General features: G+C 32.9%; 18 protein-coding genes and 1 riboswitch. Of the genes, 14 read left to right on the top strand and 4 right to left on the bottom strand.

The features are described 5' to 3' along the window. Positions 1-213: 213 nt before the first annotated feature. Both BUE10_RS06155 and BUE10_RS06150 read right to left on the bottom strand, forming a co-directional pair. Positions 214-828, bottom strand: a complete 615-nt coding sequence (locus BUE10_RS06155; RefSeq protein ID WP_053470079.1) for a deoxynucleoside kinase — start codon at positions 826-828, stop codon at positions 214-216. After that, the gene (locus BUE10_RS06150) at positions 828-1,631 is read right to left on the bottom strand and encodes a hypothetical protein (protein WP_073483358.1); all 804 of its coding nucleotides are present in this window, start codon (positions 1,629-1,631) and stop codon (positions 828-830) included. The genes BUE10_RS06155 and BUE10_RS06150 overlap by 1 nt, the downstream gene beginning before the upstream one ends. 232 nt (positions 1,632-1,863) lie before the next feature. Here BUE10_RS06150 and BUE10_RS06145 point away from each other — a divergent pair, with 232 nt between their 5' ends. From BUE10_RS06145 to BUE10_RS06135, 3 genes are all read left to right on the top strand, one after another. Then, positions 1,864-2,751: a GLPGLI family protein gene (locus BUE10_RS06145; RefSeq protein WP_073483356.1), complete on the top strand. Its 888-nt coding sequence runs from the start codon at positions 1,864-1,866 to the stop codon at positions 2,749-2,751. 89 nt (positions 2,752-2,840) lie between these two features. Beyond that, positions 2,841-5,528, top strand: coding sequence for a carboxypeptidase-like regulatory domain-containing protein (locus BUE10_RS06140; protein ID WP_073483354.1), 2,688 nt, complete (start codon positions 2,841-2,843; stop codon positions 5,526-5,528). Positions 5,529-5,619: 91 nt separating this feature from the next. Continuing rightward, on the top strand, positions 5,620-7,872 hold the full coding sequence (locus tag BUE10_RS06135; RefSeq protein WP_073483352.1) for a hypothetical protein: 2,253 nt from the start codon (positions 5,620-5,622) through the stop codon (positions 7,870-7,872). A gap of 60 nt (positions 7,873-7,932) precedes the next feature. Here the strand turns inward: BUE10_RS06135 and BUE10_RS06130 are convergent, their stop codons facing one another. Together BUE10_RS06130 and metK are read right to left on the bottom strand one after the other, a co-directional pair. Beyond that, positions 7,933-9,699, bottom strand: a complete 1,767-nt coding sequence (locus tag BUE10_RS06130; protein WP_073483350.1) for a DUF4153 domain-containing protein — start codon at positions 9,697-9,699, stop codon at positions 7,933-7,935. A 136-nt stretch (positions 9,700-9,835) separates the two neighbouring features. Then, positions 9,836-11,086, bottom strand: coding sequence for a methionine adenosyltransferase (gene metK, locus BUE10_RS06125; protein WP_073483348.1), 1,251 nt, complete (start codon positions 11,084-11,086; stop codon positions 9,836-9,838). A 533-nt stretch (positions 11,087-11,619) separates the two neighbouring features. Between metK and BUE10_RS06120 the strand changes: the two genes are divergently transcribed. The 11 genes from BUE10_RS06120 to BUE10_RS06070 all read left to right on the top strand — a co-directional run bounded on the left by BUE10_RS06120 (position 11,620) and on the right by BUE10_RS06070 (position 25,520). Beyond that, a complete protein-coding gene (locus BUE10_RS06120; protein ID WP_073483346.1) occupies positions 11,620-14,466 on the top strand; it encodes a TonB-dependent receptor plug domain-containing protein in 2,847 nt (948 codons plus the stop codon). Between the two features lie 569 nt (positions 14,467-15,035). Further along, positions 15,036-15,224 (top strand): hypothetical protein, encoded by a 189-nt coding sequence (locus BUE10_RS06115; RefSeq protein WP_073483344.1) that lies wholly within the window; start codon positions 15,036-15,038, stop codon positions 15,222-15,224. An 87-nt stretch (positions 15,225-15,311) separates the two neighbouring features. After that, on the top strand, positions 15,312-16,616 hold the full coding sequence (locus BUE10_RS06110; protein ID WP_073483342.1) for an O-acetylhomoserine aminocarboxypropyltransferase/cysteine synthase family protein: 1,305 nt from the start codon (positions 15,312-15,314) through the stop codon (positions 16,614-16,616). Between the two features lie 277 nt (positions 16,617-16,893). Continuing rightward, the gene (locus tag BUE10_RS06105; RefSeq protein ID WP_073483340.1) at positions 16,894-17,982 is read left to right on the top strand and encodes a homoserine dehydrogenase family protein; all 1,089 of its coding nucleotides are present in this window, start codon (positions 16,894-16,896) and stop codon (positions 17,980-17,982) included. Positions 17,983-18,525: 543 nt separating this feature from the next. Beyond that, on the top strand, positions 18,526-18,726 hold the full coding sequence (locus tag BUE10_RS06100; protein WP_073483338.1) for a hypothetical protein: 201 nt from the start codon (positions 18,526-18,528) through the stop codon (positions 18,724-18,726). Positions 18,727-18,915: 189 nt separating this feature from the next. Continuing rightward, a riboswitch (SAM riboswitch) is annotated at positions 18,916-19,024 on the top strand. A gap of 78 nt (positions 19,025-19,102) precedes the next feature. Continuing rightward, on the top strand, positions 19,103-20,086 hold the full coding sequence (locus tag BUE10_RS06095; RefSeq protein WP_234984718.1) for an alpha/beta fold hydrolase: 984 nt from the start codon (positions 19,103-19,105) through the stop codon (positions 20,084-20,086). 1 nt (position 20,087) lies between these two features. Beyond that, on the top strand, positions 20,088-22,502 hold the full coding sequence (gene thrA / locus BUE10_RS06090) for a bifunctional aspartate kinase/homoserine dehydrogenase I (RefSeq protein ID WP_073483334.1): 2,415 nt from the start codon (positions 20,088-20,090) through the stop codon (positions 22,500-22,502). A gap of 74 nt (positions 22,503-22,576) precedes the next feature. Then, positions 22,577-23,008 carry an OsmC family protein gene (locus BUE10_RS06085; protein ID WP_073483332.1) on the top strand — a complete coding sequence of 144 codons (432 nt, stop codon included), beginning with the start codon at positions 22,577-22,579 and terminating at the stop codon, positions 23,006-23,008. 119 nt (positions 23,009-23,127) lie between these two features. Beyond that, the gene (locus BUE10_RS06080; RefSeq protein ID WP_073483330.1) at positions 23,128-24,300 is read left to right on the top strand and encodes a trans-sulfuration enzyme family protein; all 1,173 of its coding nucleotides are present in this window, start codon (positions 23,128-23,130) and stop codon (positions 24,298-24,300) included. 175 nt (positions 24,301-24,475) lie between these two features. Further along, a complete protein-coding gene (locus tag BUE10_RS06075; protein ID WP_073483328.1) occupies positions 24,476-24,976 on the top strand; it encodes an RDD family protein in 501 nt (166 codons plus the stop codon). 133 nt (positions 24,977-25,109) lie between these two features. Continuing rightward, the gene (locus BUE10_RS06070; RefSeq protein ID WP_012023576.1) at positions 25,110-25,520 is read left to right on the top strand and encodes an RrF2 family transcriptional regulator; all 411 of its coding nucleotides are present in this window, start codon (positions 25,110-25,112) and stop codon (positions 25,518-25,520) included. Positions 25,521-25,625: the final 105 nt, after the last annotated feature.

Raw genomic sequence — 25,625 nt, 5'->3', positions numbered from 1 at the left:
AGAATCATACTCCTTTAGGAGTTAAATATCGGTAGAAAAAATAAAAAAGAGTTGGAATAATGTCCCGTAGGGACTATACATTACGATTCAATCTAAAAAATATTAAATAATAATCCTGGCTTTAAATTTTTGAAAAGTCTCATAAAACAAAAATGCCTCTAAAATTATTTAGAGGCATTTTTTTATTTCGTGCAAATCTGTGAAATTCGTGTTTTAAAATAATCCGTTAAGCTCAGCATCAATTCTATTAATGATGTTTCCTAAATCTTCAGGATTATCAACAAAATTTATATTATCAACATCTATAATCAATAATTTTCCTTTAGTGTAAGTCTGAATCCATGCTTCATATCTTTCGTTCAAACGGCTTAAATAATCGATCGAAATAGAGTTTTCGTATTCGCGTCCGCGTTTGTGGATTTGTCCAACAAGATTAGGAATAGAACTTCTTAAATAAATCAATAAATCAGGCGCTTTTACCAAGGATTCCATTAATTCAAACAAAGACGTGTAATTTTCAAAATCACGGCTTGTCATCAATCCCATTGCATATAAATTGGGAGCAAAAATATGCGCATCTTCATAAATCGTTCTATCCTGAATGATTTTTTTACCGCTTTCGCGAATTTGCAAAACCTGACGAAAACGACTATTCAGGAAATAGATTTGTAAATTAAACGACCAGCGTTCCATTTGATGGTAAAAATCGTCTAAGTACGGATTATCAACCACATCTTCATAATGAGGCTCCCATTTAAAATGTTTGGCTAATAATTTAGTTAATGTAGTTTTTCCTGCGCCTATATTTCCTGCTATTGCTATGTGCATTACGGTGTTACGATTTTATAATTTACAATTTCTTTAGTTGTAAAAATAGATAAAATTTGGTCTTTGTAATAGAATTTGTCAAACGTTTTTTCTAAAACTTCAATTTCAGAAATTGTGTTAGTATTTTCTCTCAAATACAATAAGTTAGCTTTGCTGAAAATGAATTTTTGAGAAGAAATTATTTCCATTTTATCAAAATCAGAAACATTGCCCAAACTTGAAATTTTTCCAAATATATCACATGAAAACCAATTGTTTTTTCTATCAATCCAATAAAAAGTATTAAAGTCGGTTTGGTAATATTTTATGCCTTCGGTTAACGGAATTGAAACCGTTTTGTATTCATTTTTTAAATAATCAAAAAGGCAAATCTGCTGATTCAGCGTATTAAAAATCCAAAGCTGATTTTGCGTTGACATCCCAATAGCGCTGACAACAATTGGATTTGTATTTTGCGAAAAATTAATTTCGGTCATTTTATTCAGCTGATTATCCAATAAAATAACAATGTTGAAATCTTCATAGAACAAAACAATTTTAAGCGGATTCTGAATATCAACTTTTGTAATATTTCCTAACGAAACATTCTTGTATTCAAAAATTTCACTTCCTTTTATTTTGCTAAAAACATTGTTCTTTATCTGATAAGAATATCCAAAAGAGTCGTAGCCAATAAATTCATCAGAATCAATTTTGAATTTTGAAATCACAGAAGCATTTACTTTTTGGCTTTGCCCAAAAAAAGTCGAAAACGAACACGCAATAAACAGCAGTAATAAAATTTGGCGCATTGTTTTACTCATAATAGTATAATTTCATAAGCCAAAGTACAAAAACTACGCTAAAGAATATCTTAAAATTAGTGTTTTGGCAGTTTTTCGAATTTAAACCTTTGTAAATTAGAATAGTCCTACAAAGAACCGATTTTGTCGATACCATTTTGGCATTGATATATTTAACTTTCAGTATTTTAAAATTAGTAATAAATTTGAATGTAAGTTTTACAAGACTTCACAATCTTTTAAATATAACCACATGAAAAAACTATCTTATTTACTCTTAATATTTGCTTTTACACAAGTACACGCCCAAAAAGATTTTCAGGGAATGGCTGTTTATGAATCTAAAACTCAGCCGCCTAAATTTGAAGGAATGCGAGCTGGAAATCGAGATATTACACCAGAAATGCAGAAAAGCATGGAAGAGCGTATGAAACAAATGCTGGAGAAAACTTTCATATTAAATTTTGATAAAACAGCTTCTATTTATAAAGAAGAAGAAAAACTCGAAACTCCGGGACAGCAAGGCGGTTTTCGTGTTATGATGAGTTCGATGATGGGGGGCGGTGGAACTTTTTACAAAGATGTGAAAGCAAAATCGTATACCGTTGATAAAGAATTTATGGGAAAAGAATTCCTCGTTGTGGATTCTCTGCCAAAATTAAACTGGAAACTAGAACAGGAAACCAAACAAATTGGCGGTTACAATTGTTTTAAAGCAACGGCTGTTAAAGAAGCCAGCAAAACTGATTTTAGAAACTTCAGACCAAAAAATAAGGATGAAAAAAAGGATGAAGCCAAAAAAACATCCGGAGAGACAAAAACTAATTTTGAAGACAATTTTGAAATCCCGAAAGAAATCACCGTTACCGCTTGGTATACGCCGGAAATTCCGGTTAATCAGGGGCCAGAAAATTATTGGGGATTACCGGGTTTGATTTTAGAAGTAAACGATGGAAAAACAGTGATTTTATGTTCTAAAATTGTTTTGAATGCTAAAGAAAAAGTCGAAATAAAACCATCTAAAAAAGGGAAAGTAGTTTCTCAAAAAGAGTACGACGAAACGGTAATTAAGAAAATGGAAGAATTTAGAGAAATGAACCGCGGACGTACTTCTGGTCCTGCAATGCCAATGGGAAGATAAAATTTATAAAATTCCAAATTTCAAATTTCAAATCCCAAAATTGCTTCGCCCGTTCGCTTTCGCTCGGGTCAACTTCCAATATTCTGATAATGAATAAGACACTTTTTTTATTTGCCTTACTTTTTACTTCTATATGCTTTTCTCAAAGTGTTCGTTTCGATGGATTTATTCAGGATGAACAAAAAAATCCGTTGGAGATGGCCAATATTATGGCAGTCAACAATGCTACAAAAGCAATGGATTCATACGGAATTACTAATGATAAAGGAAAATTTCAATTGACTTTAAAACCAAATGCTTCCTATACAGTTAAAGTAAGTTATCTGGGAATGAAATCTAAAGAAATTGCCATTTCGACCAAAACGGAAAATATCGTTCAAAACATTGTTATGGACGGCGCGGGAATTGAACTCGAAGGAGTTGAAATCGTTCGTGAAATGCCCGTTTCTATAAAAGGCGACACTATTGTTTACAACGCCGATTCGTTTAAATCAGGAACCGAAAAAAAGCTTGAAGATGTCCTGAAGAAACTTCCGGGCGTTGAGGTAAATGCCGATGGCGAGATTGAAGTTGAAGGAAAAAAAGTTAGTAAATTAATGGTTGAAGGAAAAGATTTTTTTGACGGAGATACCAAACTGGGCGTTAAAAATATTCCTGCCGATGCCATTGACAAAGTTCAGGTTTTAAGGAATTACAACGAAGTAAGCGCTTTAAAAGGTCTTGAAAACGATCAGGAAAATGTGGCGATGAATATTAAACTGAAAGAAGGTAAAAAGAACTTTTGGTTTGGAGATGTGACAGCCGGAATTGGCGTTGCAGAACTTGACAGCCGTTATATTATAAATCCAAAGCTATTTTATTACAGCCCGAAATACAGCATTAATTTAATTACCAATTTTAATAATATTGGAGAACTGCCTCTTACGGCGCAGGATTATTTTAAGTTTACGGGCGGATTTAAAAATATGATGAAAAAAGGCGGAAGCTCTTTTAATGTATCATCAAATGATTTAGGAATTTCGGTTTTAAGAAACAATCGGGCAAAAGAAATTGAAACCAAATTTGGCGCAACAAACTTCTCTTATTCTCCAACAAAAGCATGGAATATAAGCGGTTTCGGAATTCTTTCGACTTCAAAAACAGATTTAGAAACCAAATCACAAACCACGATTTTAGATTCTGGAGATCAGCAGAAAAGAGACGAATTAACGCATCAAAAAAACAATTTGGGATTGTTTAAATTAAGTTCAACTTATAAGCCAAATGATAAATTTCAGTTTGATTATGATATTCTGACCAAATTATCAAAACAGGAAGAAGATACTGATTTACTTCGTGAACAAGTTGTAAATAAGATTCCTGACTCAGAAACTATTTTTACAACTAAGAAACAAGATCCAACTTCGGTTAATCAAAATTTGAGTTTGTATTATACACAAAGCGAAAAGAATATTTTTGCTTTTGAAATGCAGCATTTATATCAGGACGAAAATCCATTTTATAATGCCAATCTGCGAACACTTCCTTTCAATTTGTCAGGATATATTCCAGGTCAGAATCGAAACGATTACAATCAAGATCGTTTTGTTAAAACCAATAAATTAGACGCAAAATTGGATTACTATTATATGGTAACGCCAAAAAGCAATTTCAATGTTACAGTAGGAAATACCTATTCATATCAAAATTTCAATTCTCATATTTTTCAAATGTTGGACAATGGGGACAGAAATGACTTAACGAATACAGAAAATAACAATGATGTAGATTATCGTTTTAACGATGCGTTTTTAGGATTCCATTATAAAATTCTAACAGGAAAATTTACTTTGACGCCTGGAGTTAGTCTGCATTCTTATCAAATGAGAAACGGACAATTGGGTTCAAATTATTCGCAGAGTTTCACTAAAATACTGCCAGACTTTTTTGCTTTATACCAAATCAAAAAATCAGAAACATTGACATATAATTTCTCTTTGACAAATGATTTTACCGATATTAATCAATTGGCGGCTGGTTACGTTTTGTCAGATTACAGTAGTTTATTTCGTGGAGATCGTACTTTAGAAAATGCAACTTCGCAAGTACATTCGCTTCGTTATTTCAAATATAACATGTTCAATTTCGAGAATATTTTCGCCAATGCAACGTATACAAGAAAAGTGGATGCGATTAAAACAGAAGCTAATTTTGATGGAATTAATCAATCTTCAGTTCCATATAATTCCAATTTAGCCGATGAAACTTTCTCTGGAATGGGAGCTTACGGGCGTTCGTTTTTAAAGAATTACAAAGCCTCAGTAAATGGAAGTTTGAACTGGTCAAAGTTCAATAACATTCAAAATAATGAACAAAGAACAACTGAAAGTTTTGTGCAAAGTTATACCGTTAAAGCTTCTACAAATTATAAAAACCTGCCGAATATAGAGTTTGGTTATAATCTTTTGGTGAATAAATACAGTGGTTCTACATTTTATACAGACAAACCTTTTGTAAAATTAGATTATTACTTCCTGGATAGTTTTTCTTTCGTGTCAGAATATGAATTCTATCATTATTATAACGGAGATAAAACGGTGGACAACGAATATGATTTTTTAAGCGCCAGTTTAATTTATCAAAAGAAAAACAGCAAATGGGAATATAAAGTTTCGGCAACAAACTTATTAAATACAACATATCTTAACGACGATAGTTTTTCGCAATTCTCTACAAGAGTCTCACAATATACTGTACAGCCGCGATACATCATATTTTCGATGAAATATAATTTATAGTATTTTAATTACAATCATTTGCGTTTTCCTGCCGGGTTTAAGTAAGAATCAAATATCTTTGTGTTTAATATTAACAACCAAAATTTAAATTATGCGCAATTTTATTTGGAGTTTATTACTATTTACTTCTGGAATTTTTATGTCTTTTTCTCAAACAAAAAGCATAGAAAAAGGTACTTACTTATCTACAAACAAAGGTCAAAAAATCAAACTAAACTTATTAGACGATAATAAATACGAACTGGTTTTTTATACGGGAGGTTACGAAATTAAAGGCGATTCGTTAGTTTTTATTAAAAAACCAAACGCAGAAAACAGATTTGATCTGTCGTTTGTTACTGATAAAAAAGCAAAAAATATCAAGATTAAATTTTTAGATCCTTCGTATTATTCTTTTTATATAGGAACTCAAAATGGTACAGAAGAAATCCAGTATCAAAGACTTTCGGATATAAAAACTAAACTGGACCCTGAATGGGCAAAAACAGATTTAGAATTTGAAATCGATAAAGCAGATTATTTATACTTAGTTTATGAGGAATATGATGGAAATAGCCATGTGGAAAAATATGCTTTACCAAAAGATATTGCTGAAATAACGATTAATTACGAACTGGAAGTTTTAGGCGATTTAAAACTTGCCGGATTTTATGACAAGAAAACAAATGAATTAAAAATCTCTGAAAAAGGAGGGAAAAATCCGTTGGTATTTCTAAACGAAAAAGAGCCGCAGCCCGTAAAAAAATCAAAAGTTACACCTCTTGAAAATCAAACCGTTTCAAAATGGACTTATCCGGGTAAAGTTGATTATTTAAATGAAGATTTTGGAACCGGAGTTGCTGTTGATACAGCTTCTGCGGCTGTGGTTGATTATGCAGTTGATTCTAATGTTGTAAAATTTGATTTTAAATTAAAAATCGAAAACAATCTTAAAAAAGCAATTGAATCTACTAAAGGGGCAAGTACAAATAAGTATTTGGTTGTTTTAGCAAATAGCAAAAATAAGTCAGCAAAAGAAAGTTTTGATGCTTTTGTAAAAGATCAGGAAACGCAGACTGGATATAATATGTACGAAGCATATAATCCGCAATATGATGTTTATAATTATTATCTGGCTGGAGCCGATGATAAAAAATGGTTGAAAAACAATAAAATTACAAACGATCCGAGTGTATTTGTTTTAAACGGAAACGGAGATGTATTAGCGGTTGCAAAATCTGATTTAGCAGACAAATCATATCACTTTAATTATTATGGAGATCTTTACAGAAAACTTTTGCGTGCAGATGCTTTTGTAACGATTGATAAAATTTTTAAAAACAAAAAAGCAGCCGACGCAGATTTGATCAGAGCTTTTAATAGAGCTTCGGTTTTAGAATCTTCGTATGATTATGATTCAGATTATGTTGTTACAGAAGATAATCCTACGGAATTTACGATAACAAAAACAGCTGTAGATAAAAAAGAGATTGCTCAAACCTGGAAAAAACTAATCGAAGCACATCAAAAAGACGCAAAACCAAACTTGTATTTGGTTGAAACTATTGTAAAAGAAATCAAAAACCAAGGTTTTACAAAACAGCTTTTTAATGAAGACAGAATCTTAAACGATACAGATTATTTAGCAATTGATTATCTTTTAAAACATTCTGACGCAATTGAAGCTGAACGTACAGCATTCAATAATAAAGAAGGAGAAATACATGTTTTAGGAAATGTAGTTTCTGAAATTTCTTCTGCATTACAGCAAAACACTTATGTTTCTCAGGAAGGAACTTCAGGAGAAGTAAATAAAGAGAAAAATATTTCGATTTATAAAAAGGTCATTGCTTTAGGAAAAGGAAACTTTGAATCGTACCGAAACTATTTTGATTATTTAAGCCAAATTGAAGATAAAGACGGTTCAAATACGAATTTCCTAAAAGACTTTAGCAGTTATTTCGACTCCAACTTAGCCTCAGAAAAAGGAAGCCCAATTGAAAAATTAGACGCTATATATTCTTCTTTAGATCCAACTTCAAGTTATTCTTATGACGGATGGAATTCATTTAAAGATTATCATTCAAACCTTTGTAATTCTACGGCATGGAATGTTGTTTTAAAACCGCAGAATGCTTCTTTTATAAAAAGTGCTATTGTTTGGTCAGAATACAGTTTGGTAGTAACAAAAAACAATCCGTATTATTTAGATACTTTGGCACAGTTATATTATAAAGACGGTCAAAAAGAAAAAGCAATTGTAACGCAGAATTTGGCAGTAAAATATTTAACGCCAGAAGTTGAAGAAGTAACGGCAAGCGATATAAAACAAACGCTTTCAAAAATGCAAAATGGAACGTATTAAAGTTCAAAATTTATAAAAAAGGAAACCCGACAAAACTTAAAATCTTGTCGGGTTCTTTTTTTATTTTTTAATTGCTACCATTACTTTGATCTGGTAATTTTCAGGTGTTTTTTTGTTGTTTTCAATATCCCCATTTGCACTCAAATAAGTTAGTAAAATAGTGTATTTTGAATTCTCAATTCGCTGTTCAATTTTTTTGTCTGAGTTATTGTTAGTAAAACCAGAAGATGAATTGATGAAATCGTTTATTTTCAGCGGAATAATATCTTGATTGATTATTAAATCCTGACCATAATCTCTAGCTTTCGATTTAATAGAATAAATAGTTTTATCAATAGTTAAACAGCTTTTACATTCGTATGGACTGTTTTTATATAAAACGATTATGAAATCATAGCCGTGTATATCTACTATTTCATCAGGATCTTCATAGAAATAATAATTAAAAATATCGTCAGCATCATCTTTTCGGTCATATTTGGATCGATATTCATAACCTAAGCTTTCCATAATCTTATATGATCCGGGATCTTTGTCTTTTTTATATAACGCATCTAATTTCTTATCTGCATACGGAAGCATATCTTCAAGTGTATAATTTCGATCTAAAAAATCAACGATACTGCTTAATTCCTGTTCTTGTTCAAAAGTCAATTTTTTCTTTTCAGTTTTTTGCAGATAACTTTCAAATCGGGATAATTGACTGTATTTTGAAACAGAACTGGCACTTTGCGGCCCCACAATAGAAAACAATCCGGCAAGGCACATACTTATAGGAATGAATTTTATTTTTGGATGTTTGGAAATTAAAAAATAAGCCACAACAACTGCCAGCCAAATTGATAACAATAAAACATAATAACGTTTGTGCGTAAATCCGTAAAGATTGATTCGGTATAAAATCGCCCAAAACAGCAATACCAACAACGGAATTAATAAGAAATAAAACCAGCGATTGAAAGTTCGCATCCATAAATTGCCATTTTCATTTGCAATAGGATGAACGAGTAAAAAAGAAAGGATTCCAACAATAGCAAACGCCAAAACCAGATAAGAAACCCAGCCGACAGGAAGTGAAAGCGTGATAAGGATTTTGGTTTCGTAACAAATCAAAATCACTAAATAAATGCTTATTAAAGGTAATAAAACAAACTGAGTGAAATTTTTAAGTCCTTTAGGATAATTTAAACGAAGCGGATACTCTTTACTATTGGTTTCAGGAACCCCGCTTAAAAAGAAAATGGTATTAAAAATTCCGGCAATAGTAAAAAATAAATATCCATAGATTTTATCATCCAATTTTACTTTAAATAATTTATCTACAGCTAAAATAGCCAAAGCTAAACCCGTATAAAGAACAATACTGTACAAGCCGGAAGTTAGTATGCGTAAAAAAAGCTGTTTGTTAAACTCCCAAAACTCTTCCTGATTATAAGTTCTTGGTAAAAAACCTGCAAAAGAAACCAGTAAATGCAAAGTAAGGCTGAATACAAAAAACTGCTGCGCTTCAACATCTGAGATTCTTTCTCCAAAATTAAATACAAAAGCGACTAATGGTACACTAACCAATATACTAACTACAAACCGGATTATACCGTTTTTGTGTTTTGCAGCAAAAAACAAACTTGCAGAAACAAACCATACAAGGCACAATGAGCAGCTCATAATGGCTTTTATATAGAATTTGTCATCATATATGCGATCTTGTCTAATAAATAAAATAGCGAAAACAGTACCTAAAATAGCGGTTATAGTTTCTAAAGGAAATCTCAAAACAGTTTTTAGCGTCGCATTTAGAACGTTTTGTAACGAAGGAAGTTTACTCATTTTTTGGTCAGTTATTTTGTACTAAGAAAAGCAAATACAACCACATAAACAAATAAAAACCCCGAACTCTAAACGAATAGAATTCGGGGTAATATATATAGTAAGATTAAAAAAAATTAATCGTATCAGCTATGAATTACAATCCAAAAGCAGCTTTTACTTGGTCAACAAAATCAAGTTTTTCCCATGTGAACAATTCAACAGTAACTGTTTTTTCGTTTCCACCTGGAGCAGAAAAAGTTTTAGTAACCGTTTCTGGTTTACGTCCCATGTGTCCGTAAGCAGCAGTTTCACTATAAATAGGGTTTCTTAATTTTAATCTTTGTTCGATAAAGTAAGGACGCATATCAAAGATAGCTTCTACTTTTTTAGCGATTTCACCGTTAGTTAAGTTTACTTTAGAAGTTCCGTAAGTTTCAATGAAAATACCCATTGGCTGAGCAACTCCAATAGCGTAAGAAACCTGAACTAAGATTTCGTCAGCAACACCCGCAGCCACTAAGTTTTTAGCGATATGACGCGTTGCATAAGCAGCACTTCTGTCTACTTTACTTGGATCTTTTCCAGAGAATGCACCACCACCGTGAGCACCTTTTCCACCGTAAGTATCAACGATGATTTTTCTTCCTGTTAAACCAGTATCTCCGTGAGGTCCTCCAATAACGAATTTTCCTGTTGGGTTAATATGGTAGTTGATTTTATCGTTGAATAAATGAGCGTGAGTTGGGTTTTTAGCGATAATTCTTGGAATAAGAATTTCGATAATATCTTTTTTGATTTTAGCAAGCATTACAGCTTCTTCATCAAAATCATCATGCTGGGTTGAGATAACAATCGCATCAATACGAGTTGGTTTGTTATCGTCGCTGTATTCTAAAGTTACCTGAGATTTAGCATCTGGACGTAAATACGTGATTTCCTTGTTTTCACGTCTTAAAATAGCTAACTCTTGTAATAATTTATGAGATAAATCAAGAGCTAGAGGCATGTAGTTTTCAGTTTCGTTTGTAGCGTAACCAAACATCATTCCCTGATCTCCTGCACCTTGCTCTTCTGGCTTAGCTCTGTCAACACCTTGGTTAATGTCTGCAGACTGCTCGTGAATTGCTGAAAGAATTCCACAAGAATTTGCTTCAAACATATATTCACTTTTAGTATATCCAATTTTACGGATTACCTCACGTGCAATTTGTTGTACATCAAGATAAGTATTCGATTTTACTTCACCTGCTAAAATAACCTGACCTGTAGTAACTAGAGTTTCACAAGCTACTTTTGAGTCAGCATCAAATGCCAGAAAGTTATCAATTAAAGCATCCGAAATTTGATCTGCAACTTTGTCTGGATGCCCTTCACTAACAGATTCTGACGTAAATAAATAAGCCATAATAATTTATTAAATTAACATTAAGCGAGGAAAAGTAATTGCTGAAAGTGCTAAAGGAGAATTCCTGCTTTAGCATTTTTTACTACCGAAATCTTGGTTTCGGTATTCATAACGAATTATTTCATTATGAAGAGGTTGCAATCAGTTCAAATTTTTCCTCTGTATTCGCGTGCAAAGGTATAAAACCATTTTGATTTGCAAATTAAAGTTCAACTTTTTTTATTTTTTATAGCAGAAATTTAACAGTAATATACTAATTTGATAGGGTAATAGAAAATATTTTTGTTTTTGTTTGGTCAGTTAAAAAATAGTTCGCACATTTGCCTTGTTAAAATAAACAGAACAAAATGAAATTTACAGTTTGCAATATGATGTCTTGTAAGATGCCGGAATTATCCGCAGAGACTCTATTGTAGTTATTTTTCAACAACATATATAGAACCTCTGCCAGCCGCAGAGGTTTTTTTTTGTTTAAAACCGAAAATAAACTGTAAATCCTTTTAAGCCAAAAACAAATTAATCAGTAAAAAGAAATGAAAAAAAATGTACTAATCGTTTTAGGTCTTTTGACATTTTCAGGTCTGTATGCCCAGGATAATAAAACTGAGCAGGATACTTTAAAGAACAATGAACTGTCGGAAGTTACCGTAATTGGAACTCGTAATAAAAATAGAGTAAAAACAGATGTGCCGGTTCCGGTTGATGTTTTTAATATTTCTGAAATAACAAAAGGAGCACCGCAAACCAGCGTAACTCAAATTTTAAATTATGTTGCGCCATCTTTTACCAGTAACGCAACATCAACTGCAGATGCAACAGATCACGTTGATCCGGCACAATTAAGAGGTTTAGGCCCAGATCAGGTTTTAATTTTAGTAAACGGAAAACGAAGACACACCAGTGCTTTAGTAAACATAAACGGATCACCTGGAAGAGGATCTGTAGGAACAGATTTAAATGCGATTCCATCTTTTGCCATTGAAAGAATCGAAGTTTTAAGAGATGGAGCTGCGGCACAATACGGTTCTGATGCCATTGCCGGAGTAATTAATATTGTATTGAAAAAGAATGCTAAATATCTTTCGGGAGGAATTCAATACGGAACTAATTTATCTTCTGGATCCAATAATTTTAAAGGCGGAGCCGATGGACAAACCGTGCAAGTCGATTTAAACTACGGGACATCATTAGGTAAACCGGGAAGTTTCTTGAATGTTACCGGAACAGCCGTAACAAGACAAGCAACAAGCCGTGCAGGAATTAGAAATAACGGAATTTTTAATGCCTACAATGCTGTAGAAAACAGAGCGGCTCAAAATGGAGTTCAGATCAATTCGCTTTTTAGTAATATTAATACGACTCCAAATTCGGCACAAATTATAAGCTCGATACAGCAATATGCTCCGCAGGTAAGTTATTTTACGCCGGCACAGCAAACCGCTATTTCATCTGCAACAACAATTACGCAATTGCAGACTGCACTTAATTTTGATGTTACTAATAATGAGTTAGCATACAGAGGACAAGAAAGAGCGGACTATAATATGAGTGTTGGTCAGTCAGAACTGGCTTCGGGACAAGCGTATTATAATGCAAAATATCCTTTAACAGAAACAACTTCATTGTATTCATTTGGTGGAGTTTCTTATAGAGATGGTAAATCGTATGCTTTCAACAGACTTCCAAATGGTTCTGGAACTTTCACACAAGTGTATGAAAATGGATTTTTACCAGAAATCGAATCGGGAATTTTAGACGCTTCTGCAGCACTTGGAGTAAATACACAATTATTTGGATTTGATACAGATTTGAGTTCAAACCTGGGAACAAACTCTTTTAAATATGATGTAAACAATACGATCAATGCAACTTTGGGCGTAAATTCTCCTTCTAGTTTTGATGCCGGAAAAGTTTCATTTTTACAAAGTACAACCAATTTAGATTTCAGCAGAAAATTTGATTTTCTTGCAGGTTTAAACGTTGCTTTTGGTGGTGAATTCAGATATGAAAATTATCAAATTAAACAAGGAGAAGAAGCTTCATACGGATTATATGATGTAAATGGAACTTTAGTTTCGGGAGTTTTACCAACTACTTCACCTTTAATTGTTACTGATTTTTTTGGAAACAAACGTGGAGCAGGAGCACAGGGATTTTCAGGATTTCAGCCTTCAGATGCTAAAGAAAGAGACAGACGAAGCGGTGCAGCTTATATTGATTTAGAATTAAATGCAACCGAAAACTGGCTGTTAAACGGAGCTGCACGTTATGAAAACTATTCAGATTTTGGAAGTACAGTTACTTTTAAATTGGCTTCTCTTTTAAAACTAAACGATAATATCAACTGGAGAATTTCTGGACAAACAGGTTTTAGAGCGCCATCTTTACAGCAAAAATACTTTGAAGCAAGTTCAACTCAGTTCATTAACGGATCTCCATATCAGGTTGGATATTTTACAAATGATTCTCAGGCAGCAAAAAGTATTGGTGTAGAAAACCTAAAACCAGAGAAATCAAAAAGTATCAGCACAGGATTTACATTTAAAATCCCGGAAGCCAATATCACAATCGCAACCGATGCTTATTTTACAAGAATCAACGACAGAATTGTTTTGTCTGGACAATATGCAAGACCTACAGATGCGCAGATAAATGCCGCTACATCGCAAACACAAAAAGATGCCTTGACATTGTTTCAACAAGCATTTGATTTGAAAGGTGTAGAAAGAGCTTCGTTCTGGACAAACGGAATTGACTCTGAAACGAAAGGAATTGATGTAGTAATTTCTCAAAAATACGATGTAATTCAGGATTTTGTAATCAGAAATGATTTTGCTTTAAGTTATAATCAAACAAAAAGAGTAGGAGATTTACATATTCCGCAGTCTATTGTTAATGCAGGTGGAGATCCTTATATATATTCATTTTTTCCTGAATCAAGCCGAGTTTATTTAGAAGAAGCAATTCCGAAATTGAAAGCGAACTTAACTACAACTTTCAGTATTAAAAAACTGGATATTTATTTAAGAAACAGTTATTTCGGAAAAGTAACGGATCCGGGAGCAACTGATGTTAATTTAGATGGATTTGCTTCTGTATACGAGCATCCGGAATACAGCGCAAAATTAGTAACTGATTTATCTTTCGGATATCAAATCAACGAACATTTTAGAGCGACTGTTGGGTTTAATAATATAGGAGATGTTTATCCGGACAGAAATAATCCTTCAACTCCGGCTTTCACCAATACAACTCCAACTTTATCTCCGGCACCAAGTACAGACTTGACAAATGCAAATCAGTTTGCATATTCAAGAGCCGTATCGCAATTTGGATTAAACGGAAGATTTGGATTTGCTCGTTTGAGCTTTAAATTTTAAGCAAAAAGAATAGACCACAGATTTTACGGATTAAACGGATTGACACTGATTTTTTTTGAATCAATGTTATTCTATAAAACAGGCCACAGATTTTACTGATTAAACGAATTAGCACTGATTTTTTAAATCAATGTAATCTTTTTAATCTGTGGCTAAAGTTTTGAACTGATGTAAATAATAGGTTTAGTATTTACATTAAATAAAAAAGAAACCCGTGTCAATCCGTTTAATCTGTAAAATCTGTGGTCAATCTTAAAAAAGGAAGCCAGTATTTACGCGACCTATAAAAATTTTAATGTTAAATATAAAAATTTTATTTGGCAGTTAAATAAATAAATATTACATTTACTCTATCGAATTAGTCGAGTTTAAAAAAGAATTAAATTTTAAATTAAAATGAAAACAATAGCAAGAAATAATATGATGTGTTGTAGTATGATGCAAATGTGCATCCAACCTTGCTGTTGCCAAAAGTGAAAGATAAAATCTTTGTTATAGTTAACCTATAAGCCCTTTTGGTCGCCATCCGAAAGGGCTTTTTTCATTTCCACACTTTAAATTTTAAAATTATGAAGACATTAAATTCAATCGCCATAGAGTATTTATTGAGAAACGATTCTCAAACAAACAATAATAGATCAGAAGAGATAACAAAAGAAGTTATCAGAATAAAAACGGAGCAAGATAGAAAAAGTCAAAAATCATTACTGTTTCAAATGTATGATCTTGAAATAGAAGGAGAATTTCCTTTTGCATAAATCAATTGACAATTTCAATTTCAAAAATCAATTACAATTCACAATATCAATATATCGTATTAACAATATTTAAAAAACTAAGAAATCATGAGTACACAAAAATTTGCAACAAACGCATTACACGCAGGACATGATGTAACTAAGAATTCAGGAACAAGAGCAGTGCCAATTTACCAAACATCATCATACGTATTTAATAACGCAGATCATGCTGCCAATTTATTTGGTCTTGCCGAAGCCGGATTTATCTACACCAGATTAAACAACCCAACAAATGATGTTTTAGAACAACGTCTTGCGGCTCTCGAAGGCGGAATTGGAGCTGTAGTTACAGCATCTGGAGCATCGGCAATTTCAACAACATTTTTGACTTTGCTAAGAACCGGTGATCATATCGTAGCCTCAAACAGTTTATACGGCGGAACATACAATTTATTGAGTGTAACATTACCCCGTTTAGGAATTACAACCACTTTTGTAGATCCTTCAAAGCCTGAAAACTTCACTAAAGCAGCAAAAGAAAATACCAGAGCGTTCTTTGTAGAATCACTGGGGAATCCAAAACTGGATGTATTAGATTTAAAAGGAATTTCGGCGGAAGCCAAAGCATTCAAAGTGCCATTTATAGTAGATAATACAGTTGCGACACCTTATTTATTAAACCCAATTAAATATGGTGCCGATATTGTAATTCACTCCTTAACAAAATATATTGCCGGAAACGGAACTTCATTAGGAGGCGCGATTATCGATGCTGGAACTTTTGACTGGTCTAACGGAAAATTCCCTGAATTTACAGAACCTTCTGCAGGATATCACGGATTAGTATATCACGAAGCTTTAGGAAATGCGGCCTTTATTGCAAAAGCAAGAATCGAAGGATTACGTGATTTTGGAGCAGCTTTAAGTCCATTTAATGCTTTCCAGATTATTCAGGGACTAGAAACCTTACCTATCCGAATTAAAAAACACAGCGAAAATGCTTTGGTTCTGGCCGAATGGTTAGAAAAACAAGATGAGGTGGTTTGGGTAAATTACCCAGGTTTAAAATCAAGTAAATATTATGATTTAGCGAAACAATATCTTCCTGAAGGCCAAAGCGGCGTGATCACTTTTGGACTAAAAGGAGGCTTTGATGCTGCTAAAAAAGTGGTAGACGAAACAAGATTGTTCTCACTTCTGGCTAATATTGGTGATACAAAATCGCTGATTATCCATCCGGCAAGTACTACGCACCAGCAATTGTCTGAAGAAGAACAATTAGCTACAGGAGTTTCAAAAGATTTAGTCCGACTTTCTGTTGGAATAGAAGATGTTGAGGATTTAATTGCCGACTTACAATCGGTTTTTGAAAGCGTAACTCAGTCACAGTACAGTATTAATAAAAATTAGGTTTTTTTGTTTTTTGTTTGAAAAATTGCCTTTAGCAGCGTGAGTTCTGCTAGAGGTGATTTTTTATGAAAAAAGATTTCACCATATAAGTAATATAAGTTCATTTAGTAGAGACGCACAGCAGTGCGTCTAATCGATGCACCGATGTAGAGACGCACAGCAGTGCGTCTAACTCGAAAACACAGGACGTCAAAAATTATAAACGTTGATAAATTAAATGAACTTATATAACTTATATGGTTTACTAAATATAGATATGTTTTAAAAAATTAAAATTATGTCAAAGCTTAAAATAAATATTATCCTTTTTGGAATTGGGAATATAGGAAGTACATTAATCAATCAGATTATCGAAAGTCAGGAGTTTTTTCTGCAAAGTAAAAATGTCGATTTTCACTTTCCGATAATTACTAATTCAACCGTTGCCTTTTTCGAGAAAGAAGGCGTTGGATATGCATGGGAAACCAATTTTAGAGAATTGGCCGTTCCTTTTAGAGTCGAAGATATTATCGAATTTGCAAAAGAAAACGAATTCGAAAATCTAATCGCCGTCGATGCAACCGCAAGTGATGAACTTATAGGTCATTATAATACGTTGATCGAAAACGGATTTAACATTGTTGCTGTCAATAAAAAGGCAAATACACTTCCAATTGATCTTTATAAGCAGCTTAGAGAAAATCTTAAAAAGTACGACAAAGAGTTTTTGTATGAAACCTCAGTCGATACCGGTTTTCCTGTTTTGCAGACTTTAAGGGATTTGTATTTCTCCGGAGAAAAAATTACCAAAATAAGAGGCGTATTTTCAGATAATCTGAGTTATGTTTTCAATCGTTTTTCTGCCGAAGAAAATTCTTTTTCTTCTATTTTAAAAGATGCGAGCCTTCTCGGATTAATGCGTTCTACATTTAAGGAAGATTTATCTGGAAATGATACGGCTAAAAAACTGTTGATTTTAACCCGTGAAATAGGAAAAGAATTCGAACTCTCTGATATTAAAATTAATCCGCTTATAGGAGAAGAACATTTAGAGAAAAACGGAATTCTTAATAAAGAAGCCATTGACCGATCGTTTAAAATTGCCAAAATAACCCAGAAAGACAATCATGTTTTAAGATATATTGGAGAATTTGATGTCGAGAACAATACATTAGAAGTCAAATTAGTGTCAGAACCTGTCACATCAGCCATTGGACAATTAAAAGGTTCCGATTCTATTTTTGAAATTTATACCCAATCTTATGCCAATACGCCAATTGTACTTCAAAGTGCATCGCCATGCAAACAGGCCATTTCAAGAGGTTTAATAACAGATATTTTAAAAGTAGCTGAAAAGATTAAAAATAAGGAAGCAGTCTGGTTATAAGTGGTTGTAATATTAGTAGTTCTTTGACAGATTGAAACTAAAAGTAAAGTTATTTTTTTTGTAAGATTATACCTCTTTTGGCTCAGATTGTAATTTTGTAGGATGTTTTTTAACGATAAAAAGCTGTTTTTTAACGTTTTTTAAGAAAAAATAGGGTTTTGTAACTTGGAATATTGAAAAAATATTCGCACATTTGTAAGACAAGTAAGATCTGGTAAAAACAGATGATTAATTGTTAAAATAAATATAGCTTTTAAGATCCTAATCACATCTAAAAAAAAGCTTTTAAATAAAAGTAAATGCAAGATTTTTTTAAAATAACAGTCAAATCGCAAATGAATAAGTCCCTACAGATGAACATGATGTTTAATGTCGCACGTATTTGTGTACACGTCTGTTGATACTAAAAGTATATATAAGTTCTATAAAAACTTAAACCCTTTTGGTATTAAAATCCAAAAGGGTTTTTTTATTCCATTTGGCAGCATAACAAAGAATTAAAGGAAACATAAAGATTACAATAACTAACTTAAACTTAATAATATGAGCGCAATAACTTACTTAAGAAAAAAACTTTCAGGGTTCAGAAGTGCAAAAGCTGAAAGAAACAACCCGCCGCCTGTAAATGAATTAATCCACCCAAGTTTTGGTGTAACTGAAACAGATAAAAAAGCGGAGAAAAAAGCACCAAATTCATTATTGTTTTTGATGTATTCAAAAGAAAATGAAACCCTTTTCATCTAACTTGAAAAGCAGCCATAAAATAGGTTAAAACCTGCATGACTTTACTGGGCATAATGTTCGGTATTTTTGTGCGTACAAAAGTTTCTGATTGAATTATGTTTAAGAAATTGAGCAATCAGTTTCATTAAAATTTGTTAGTTTAAGAAATTAGTAGTTAATTTGCACCGTTAAGTTCAAAAACGTATTGAAATGTTATAAAGAAAGGAGGAGGGATTAGACCCGATGAATCCTTAGCAACCCTTCGTTAATTCGAAGAAGGTGCTGCATTCTACCACGCCCAAACGTGGAAAGATAACAACAAGAATTTTTCTAGTTTCAACTCTAGACTTTCTTTCTAATATTTCCACATACAAATCAATAATAAATAGATTTGAAATTGGAAAATATACCAAGTCCCATTATAATTCAAGATTTCATCACCGAAAGTGGTGTGCTGTATTCGTCGTTACCGTTAAGCTTTACACTTTCCGGGAAACCGCTTTATACTGCCCCAATTGTTTTGGTAAATCACGCCTTAACTGGAAACGCTCAGGTTACCGGTGAAAACGGCTGGTGGAATGATTTAATAGGCGAAGCAAAAACCATCGATACCAATCAATATACTGTTCTGGCGTTTAATGTTCCCGGAAACGGAAACGATTCGTTTATAATCGAAAATTATCAGGATTTTACAACCAGAGATATTGCCAGAATCTTCATCAAAGGATTAAAAGCTTTAAGTATTGAGCAGGTATTTGCCATTATTGGCGGTTCTGTTGGCGGTGGAATTGCCTGGGAAATCCTGGCTTTGGAACCAAACATTACAGAACATTTAATTCCTATTGCAACCGACTGGAAATCGACTGACTGGATGATCGCAAACTGCTTTCTGCAAGAGCAAATCTTAAACAATTCTTCAAAACCAATTGAAGATGCCAGAATTCACGCCATGTTGTGTTACCGTTCACCGGAATCATTCAAAGAAAAATTCCAGCGTACCATTAATCAGGATCTTTTGATTTTTAATATTGAAAGCTGGCTGGCACATCACGGAAAAAAACTACAGCAGCGCTATCAATTAGCATCATACAAATTGATGAACCAGCTACTTAAAACCATAGATATTACCAGAAATAGTGCCGATTTCGAAACGTTAATATCCAAATCAAACGCCGCGATACATATCGTGGCAATCAATTCAGATTTATTTTTTACACCAAAAGAAAACCTGGAAACCTACAATGAATTAAAGAAATTTAAAAACAATGTTTTTTACAGCGAAATTGATTCCGTTCACGGACATGACGCTTTTTTAATCGAGTACAAACAATTAGATCATTTACTTGCCGATATTTTTAAGGCAGAAACAATAGCAAAATAAAATGAAAATATTAAAATTTGGTGGTAAATCATTATCAAACGGAGAAGGACTTAACAAAGTAATTTCAATCATTACGGATAAAGTAAATCAAGGTGAAAAAATTGCCGTGGTCGTTTCTGCACGCGGAAATGCGACAGATGAATTAGAAGATATTTTAAGAATTGCTGCCAAAAACGGAAACTACAAACCGCTTTTAGAAAGCTTTAAAGCATACCAAACTTCAGATTATCCGAAAGTTGATTTATCTGAAGAATTTAATATTTTAGATAAATTATTCGAAGGAGTAAGCCTTATTGGCGATTACAGCAATAAAATCAAAGATCAGATTTTGTCTAAAGGCGAATTGCTTTCGGCTAAATTATTAACTTCAATTTTAATTGAAAAAGGAATTCCTGCCAATTTCGTTGATACAAGAGAATTATTAAAAACCGATTCTAAATTTGGTGACGCTCAGCCTTTGGAACAACTTTCTAAGAAAAACGTTATCAATTATTTCAAATTGCATAACGGTGAAACAGTAAATATTGTTACGGGTTTCATTGGTTCAAACAACAACAACGACACGACAACTTTAGGAAGAAATGGAAGTAATTATACAGCTTCGTTAATTGCTAATTATCTGGATGCCGAAGAACTTCAAAACTTTACACACGTTGACGGAATTTACACAGCAAATCCTGATTTGGTTGCCGATGCTAAAAAAATCGAATATTTATCATTTAATGAAGCAAACGAATTAGCGAATTTTGGAGCAACAATTCTGCACGCCAAAACGATAATTCCATTATTAGAAAAAAATATTCCGCTTCGGATTTTAAACACATTCAATCACGAAAATCATGGAACTTTAATTACTTCAAATTCTCAAAAAGAAGGAATTAAAACACTTTCTGTTTTAGAAAATGTTTCTCTTGTAAACCTTGAAGGACGCGGATTACTTGGGAAATCTGGAGTTGATGCCCGTATTTTTAAAGTAATGGGTGATCACAACATCAGCGTAAGCATTATTTCGCAAGGTTCTTCAGAAAGAGGAATCGGATTGGTTGTAGCTAAAGAAAAAGCAACGCTTGCAATGGTGGAATTAGAAAAAGAGTTCGAAAACGACTTTTATTCTAAAGATGTAAACCAGATCACGGTAACAGATAATGTATCGGTAATTTCGATTATCGGGCAGGATTTAAGCACATTCCACAAACCATATACAGCATTAATCAAAAACAAAATAGTTCCCATTTTATTCAACAACACCGTTACAGGTAAAAACGTGAGTTTAGTTGTCAAGAAAGAAGAACTAAACAAAGCCTTAAACGTAATTCACGGAGAGATTTTTGGAGTTTCTAAAAAAATCAATATAGCCATTTTCGGTCACGGATTAGTGGGTGGAACTTTGATTAATCAAATTTTAGAATCGGCTTCTTCAATTGAAAAGCGTAAAGATGTTAAGCTGAATGTTTTTGCAATTGCCAATTCTAAAAAGCTTCTTTTAAATAAAAATGGCGTAACTTCAAGCTGGAAAAACGACATTGAAACTAAAGGTGAACCGTATACAATCAAAGATATTATCGCTTACGCAAATGAGTATCATTTAGAAAACTTAATTGCGATTGATAATACGGCAAGTGCATCATTCGTAGAAAATTATGTTCCGCTTGTAGAAAGCAGTTTCGATTTAATTTCTTCAAATAAAGTGGCCAATACATTAACGTATGGTTTTTATAAAGAATTGAGAAAAGCTTTGGCAGAAAACCAAAAGAATTATTTATACGAAACTAATGTTGGCGCAGGTTTACCATTAATTGATACGATTAAATTACTGCATCTTTCTGGTGAAAACATCACAAAAATTAAAGGAGTTTTTTCTGGAACATTGAGTTATTTATTTAATAATTTCTCTGCAAAAGATGTTCCGTTTAGCGAAATTCTAAAAGAAGCAATTGATAACGGATATACAGAGCCAGACCCGCGTGAAGATTTATGCGGAAATGATGTGGGAAGAAAATTATTGATTTTGGCAAGAGAATTAGATTTGCAAAATGAGTTTGAAGAGATCTCAATTCAAAACCTGATTCCGGAACATTTACGTGAAGGAAATGTTGCTGATTTCTTAACCAAATTAAAGGAATTCGATCCAATTTACGAGAAAATAAAAGCCGACCAAAAACCAAATCATGTATTAAGATACATTGGTGAATTGTCTGGTGATTTACAAAATGATAAAGGAAATCTAGAAGTAAAATTAGTTTCTGTTCCTTCAGACACAGCTCTTGGCGGTTTAAAAGGTTCTGATTCTTTCTTTGAAATTTACACAGAATCTTACGGAGATCGTCCAATTGTTATTCAGGGAGCTGGTGCAGGCTCTGCGGTAACGGCAAGAGGGGTTTTTGGAGATATTTTGAGATTATCTGATAAAGGATAATTGATTTTAGAATTTAGATTGCAGAGTTTAGATTTTTGATTTGAACTCAAACAAATAAAAAAAAGAAAAATAACATGAAAGTAACTTTGAACAGAGTAAATGACGCTTTTCATTTTAAACTTAAAAATGAACGCGGACATGTAGTTGATGTTGACAGCAGAGCTGAATTTGGCGGAAGCGATTTAGGGGCGAGTCCGATGGAGTTGGTATTAATGGGCGTTGCAGGATGTAGCGCAATTGATATGATTTCAATTTTGAAAAAGCAGCGCCAGGAAATCACTTCTTTTAACGCTGAGGTTGATGGAACACGCGTACAGATTGATGAAGCTAAACCTTTTAAAGAAATCGATGTGGTTTTTTATTTAGAAGGCGATATCAATCCAGAAAAAGCACAACGTGCCGCACAGCTTTCTTTCGAGAAATACTGCTCAGTTGCCAAAACTGTAGAACCAACAGCAACAATCAATTACAAAGTTGTTTTAAACAACATTCAATTAGAAAATTAGTCAATTTGAGAATTAGAGAATTCTTTGGGCTAACTATTAAATAATGAAAGATTATTTCGCGAAACTCTGTGATCACTTTGTGAAACTCTGCGAAATAACTCTTTTAAACACACAACATAATGAATATAGAAGAATTTGGTTTTGAAACTAAAGCCATACGTACACATTTAGAAAAAACGCAATTTCAGGAACATTCGACTCCTTTGTATTTATCATCAAGTTTTATATTTGAAGATGCAGAGGACATGAGAGCTTCTTTCACGGAAGAAAAAGTCCGCAATATTTACTCCCGTTTTAGCAACCCAAATACAACAGAATTTGTAGACAAAGTTTGTGCAATGGAAGGTGCTGAAGCTGGTTATGCTTTTGCAACCGGAATGGCTGCCATATATTCTACGTTTGCCGCATTGTTAGAATCTGGAGATCATATTGTTTCTGCAGGAAGCGTTTTTGGATCAACGCATGCATTGTTCATGACGTATTTTCCAAAATGGAAAATAGAAACTTCTTATTTTGATATCAATAAACCGGAAACAATTGAAAGTTTTATTAAACCAAATACTAAAATTCTATATGCTGAAACACCAACAAATCCTGGTGTAGATGTAATTGATTTAGAATTGTTAGGTCAAATTGCGAAAAAGCATAATTTGATTTTAATCATTGACAACTGTTTTGCTACGCCATATATTCAGCAGCCTATTAAATATGGAGCGCATTTGGTAGTTCATTCGGCAACAAAATTAATAGACGGACAAGGTCGTGTTTTAGGAGGAGTTGCAGTTGGAGATGCAGAGTTAATTCGTAAAATATACTTGTTTTCAAGAAATACAGGGCCGGCAATGTCGCCATTTAATGCGTGGATTTTGTCTAAAAGTTTAGAGACTTTGGCTGTTCGTGTAGACAAGCATTGTGAAAATGCTTTAAAAGTGGCTGAATTTTTAGAAAGCCATCCAAACGTAAACAGTGTGAAATATCCATTCCTGAAATCACATCCAAAATATGAAATTGCCAAAAAACAAATGCTTCTAGGCGGTAACATTATTGCGATTGAAATTAAAGGCGGTCTTGAGGCAGGAAGAAAATTTTTGGACAAGATTAAATTGTGTTCTCTTTCGGCAAATATTGGTGACGTAAAAACGATTGTAACACATCCTGCATCAACAACGCACAGTAAATTATCTGAAGAAGATCAATTAGCAGTTGGAATCACACAAGGTCTGGTTCGTGTTTCTGTAGGTTTAGAAACAGTAGCAGATGTAATTGCTGATTTAAAGCAGGCGCTGGATTAAATAATTTTAGATTTTAGACTTCAGATTTTAGATTATATAATGACGATTTTTGACTGTAAATTTATTACTGTTAAAAATCGTCATTCTTTTTTGATGGTTATTTGGGTAAAAAATATATTTTTGTTTTCGTTATAATTTAAATCTATAATAATCAATTTAATAAACCAAACAAACCATGAGCAACTCTACTTATATTCTTGATGAAAAATTATTGGCATCCGGCGGAAGTCGATTTGTAAACTATATTTTAGATATAGTTGTAATCCTTGCTTTAATTTTTGTTATTTCTTTGATGATTGCTTTTTTAGGAAATTTTTTGGGCTGGAATGATCTTTTGTACTGGCTTGGTAATTTGAGTGATTTTGAAGGACAGTTAGTTTTTATTGTTATTTCTGTTTTTTATTATTCATTGTCAGAAGGTCTTTTTGGAAGATCACTTGGGAAATTTGTAACTGGAACTGTTGTAGTAGATGAAAATGGAGAAAAACCTTCTTTCGGAACGATCTTTAAGAGATCATTATGTCGACTAATTCCTTTCGAAGTTTTTTCTTTTTTAGGAAGCAGAGGCTGGCACGATTCAATTTCTGATACTTATGTTGTCAATAAAAAAGATCTGGAGAAAGAAGTAAAACTATTTCACGAATTCAATTTAATAGGAAACACCGAACTAAATTGATAGAATAAGTAGAATATAATTCTGTACTGTTATTTTTCTCATTTAAAAAGCCTATTTTTGTTGCAGAATAATATGAAGCTTGTTTATTTTAGAAATAATCTAAAATTTACAGTCTGAAATCTAAAATTTAAAGATGCTTTCAAAGAAAACAAAATACGGAATTAAAGCTTTAACCTATTTAGCCAGACGAGAAAATAACGAACCTGTACAAATAGCGGAAATTGCAAAAAGTGAACATATTTCGATAAAATTTCTGGAAAGTATTTTATTATTATTGAGAAATTCAGGGTTTCTTGGAGCTAAAAAAGGAAAAGGCGGCGGATATTATCTGATAAAAGATCCAAAAGATATCAGTATGGCCAAAGTGTACCGAATTCTTGAAGGACCAATTGCATTGCTGCCATGTGCAAGTCATAATTTCTACGAAAAATGCGATGACTGCGATGATGAATCTACCTGTGCAGCACGACGTTTAATGACAGAAGTAAGAGATAATACACTTAAAATATTAGAAAGCAACTCGTTGGCAGATATTGCATTTTAATTTTTCACCATATAAGTTATATAAGTTCATTTTAGTAGAGATGCACAGCAGTGCGTCTAAATTTAAACGATGATAAATTAAATGAACTTATATAACTTATATGGT

It is taken from the genome of Flavobacterium sp. CF108 (assembly GCF_900129795.1).
Classification (GTDB): Bacteria; Bacteroidota; Bacteroidia; order Flavobacteriales; family Flavobacteriaceae; genus Flavobacterium.
This window is presented reverse-complemented; position numbering and strand designations above follow the sequence as displayed.

Excerpts from the sequence above, each read along its gene's own strand:
- BUE10_RS06155 (WP_053470079.1), bottom strand. The coding sequence starts at position 828 with ATGCACATAGCAATAGCAGGAAATATAGGCGCAGGAAAAACTACATTA.
- BUE10_RS06150 (WP_073483358.1), bottom strand. The coding sequence starts at position 1,631 with ATGAGTAAAACAATGCGCCAAATTTTATTACTGCTGTTTATTGCGTGT.
- BUE10_RS06145 (WP_073483356.1), top strand. The coding sequence starts at position 1,864 with ATGAAAAAACTATCTTATTTACTCTTAATATTTGCTTTTACACAAGTA.
- BUE10_RS06140 (WP_073483354.1), top strand. The coding sequence starts at position 2,841 with ATGAATAAGACACTTTTTTTATTTGCCTTACTTTTTACTTCTATATGC.
- BUE10_RS06135 (WP_073483352.1), top strand. The coding sequence starts at position 5,620 with ATGCGCAATTTTATTTGGAGTTTATTACTATTTACTTCTGGAATTTTT.
- BUE10_RS06130 (WP_073483350.1), bottom strand. The coding sequence starts at position 9,699 with ATGAGTAAACTTCCTTCGTTACAAAACGTTCTAAATGCGACGCTAAAA.
- metK (WP_073483348.1), bottom strand. The coding sequence starts at position 11,086 with ATGGCTTATTTATTTACGTCAGAATCTGTTAGTGAAGGGCATCCAGAC.
- BUE10_RS06120 (WP_073483346.1), top strand. The coding sequence starts at position 11,620 with ATGAAAAAAAATGTACTAATCGTTTTAGGTCTTTTGACATTTTCAGGT.
- BUE10_RS06115 (WP_073483344.1), top strand. The coding sequence starts at position 15,036 with ATGAAGACATTAAATTCAATCGCCATAGAGTATTTATTGAGAAACGAT.
- BUE10_RS06110 (WP_073483342.1), top strand. The coding sequence starts at position 15,312 with ATGAGTACACAAAAATTTGCAACAAACGCATTACACGCAGGACATGAT.
- BUE10_RS06105 (WP_073483340.1), top strand. The coding sequence starts at position 16,894 with ATGTCAAAGCTTAAAATAAATATTATCCTTTTTGGAATTGGGAATATA.
- BUE10_RS06100 (WP_073483338.1), top strand. The coding sequence starts at position 18,526 with ATGAGCGCAATAACTTACTTAAGAAAAAAACTTTCAGGGTTCAGAAGT.
- thrA (WP_073483334.1), top strand. The coding sequence starts at position 20,088 with ATGAAAATATTAAAATTTGGTGGTAAATCATTATCAAACGGAGAAGGA.
- BUE10_RS06085 (WP_073483332.1), top strand. The coding sequence starts at position 22,577 with ATGAAAGTAACTTTGAACAGAGTAAATGACGCTTTTCATTTTAAACTT.
- BUE10_RS06080 (WP_073483330.1), top strand. The coding sequence starts at position 23,128 with ATGAATATAGAAGAATTTGGTTTTGAAACTAAAGCCATACGTACACAT.
- BUE10_RS06075 (WP_073483328.1), top strand. The coding sequence starts at position 24,476 with ATGAGCAACTCTACTTATATTCTTGATGAAAAATTATTGGCATCCGGC.
- BUE10_RS06070 (WP_012023576.1), top strand. The coding sequence starts at position 25,110 with ATGCTTTCAAAGAAAACAAAATACGGAATTAAAGCTTTAACCTATTTA.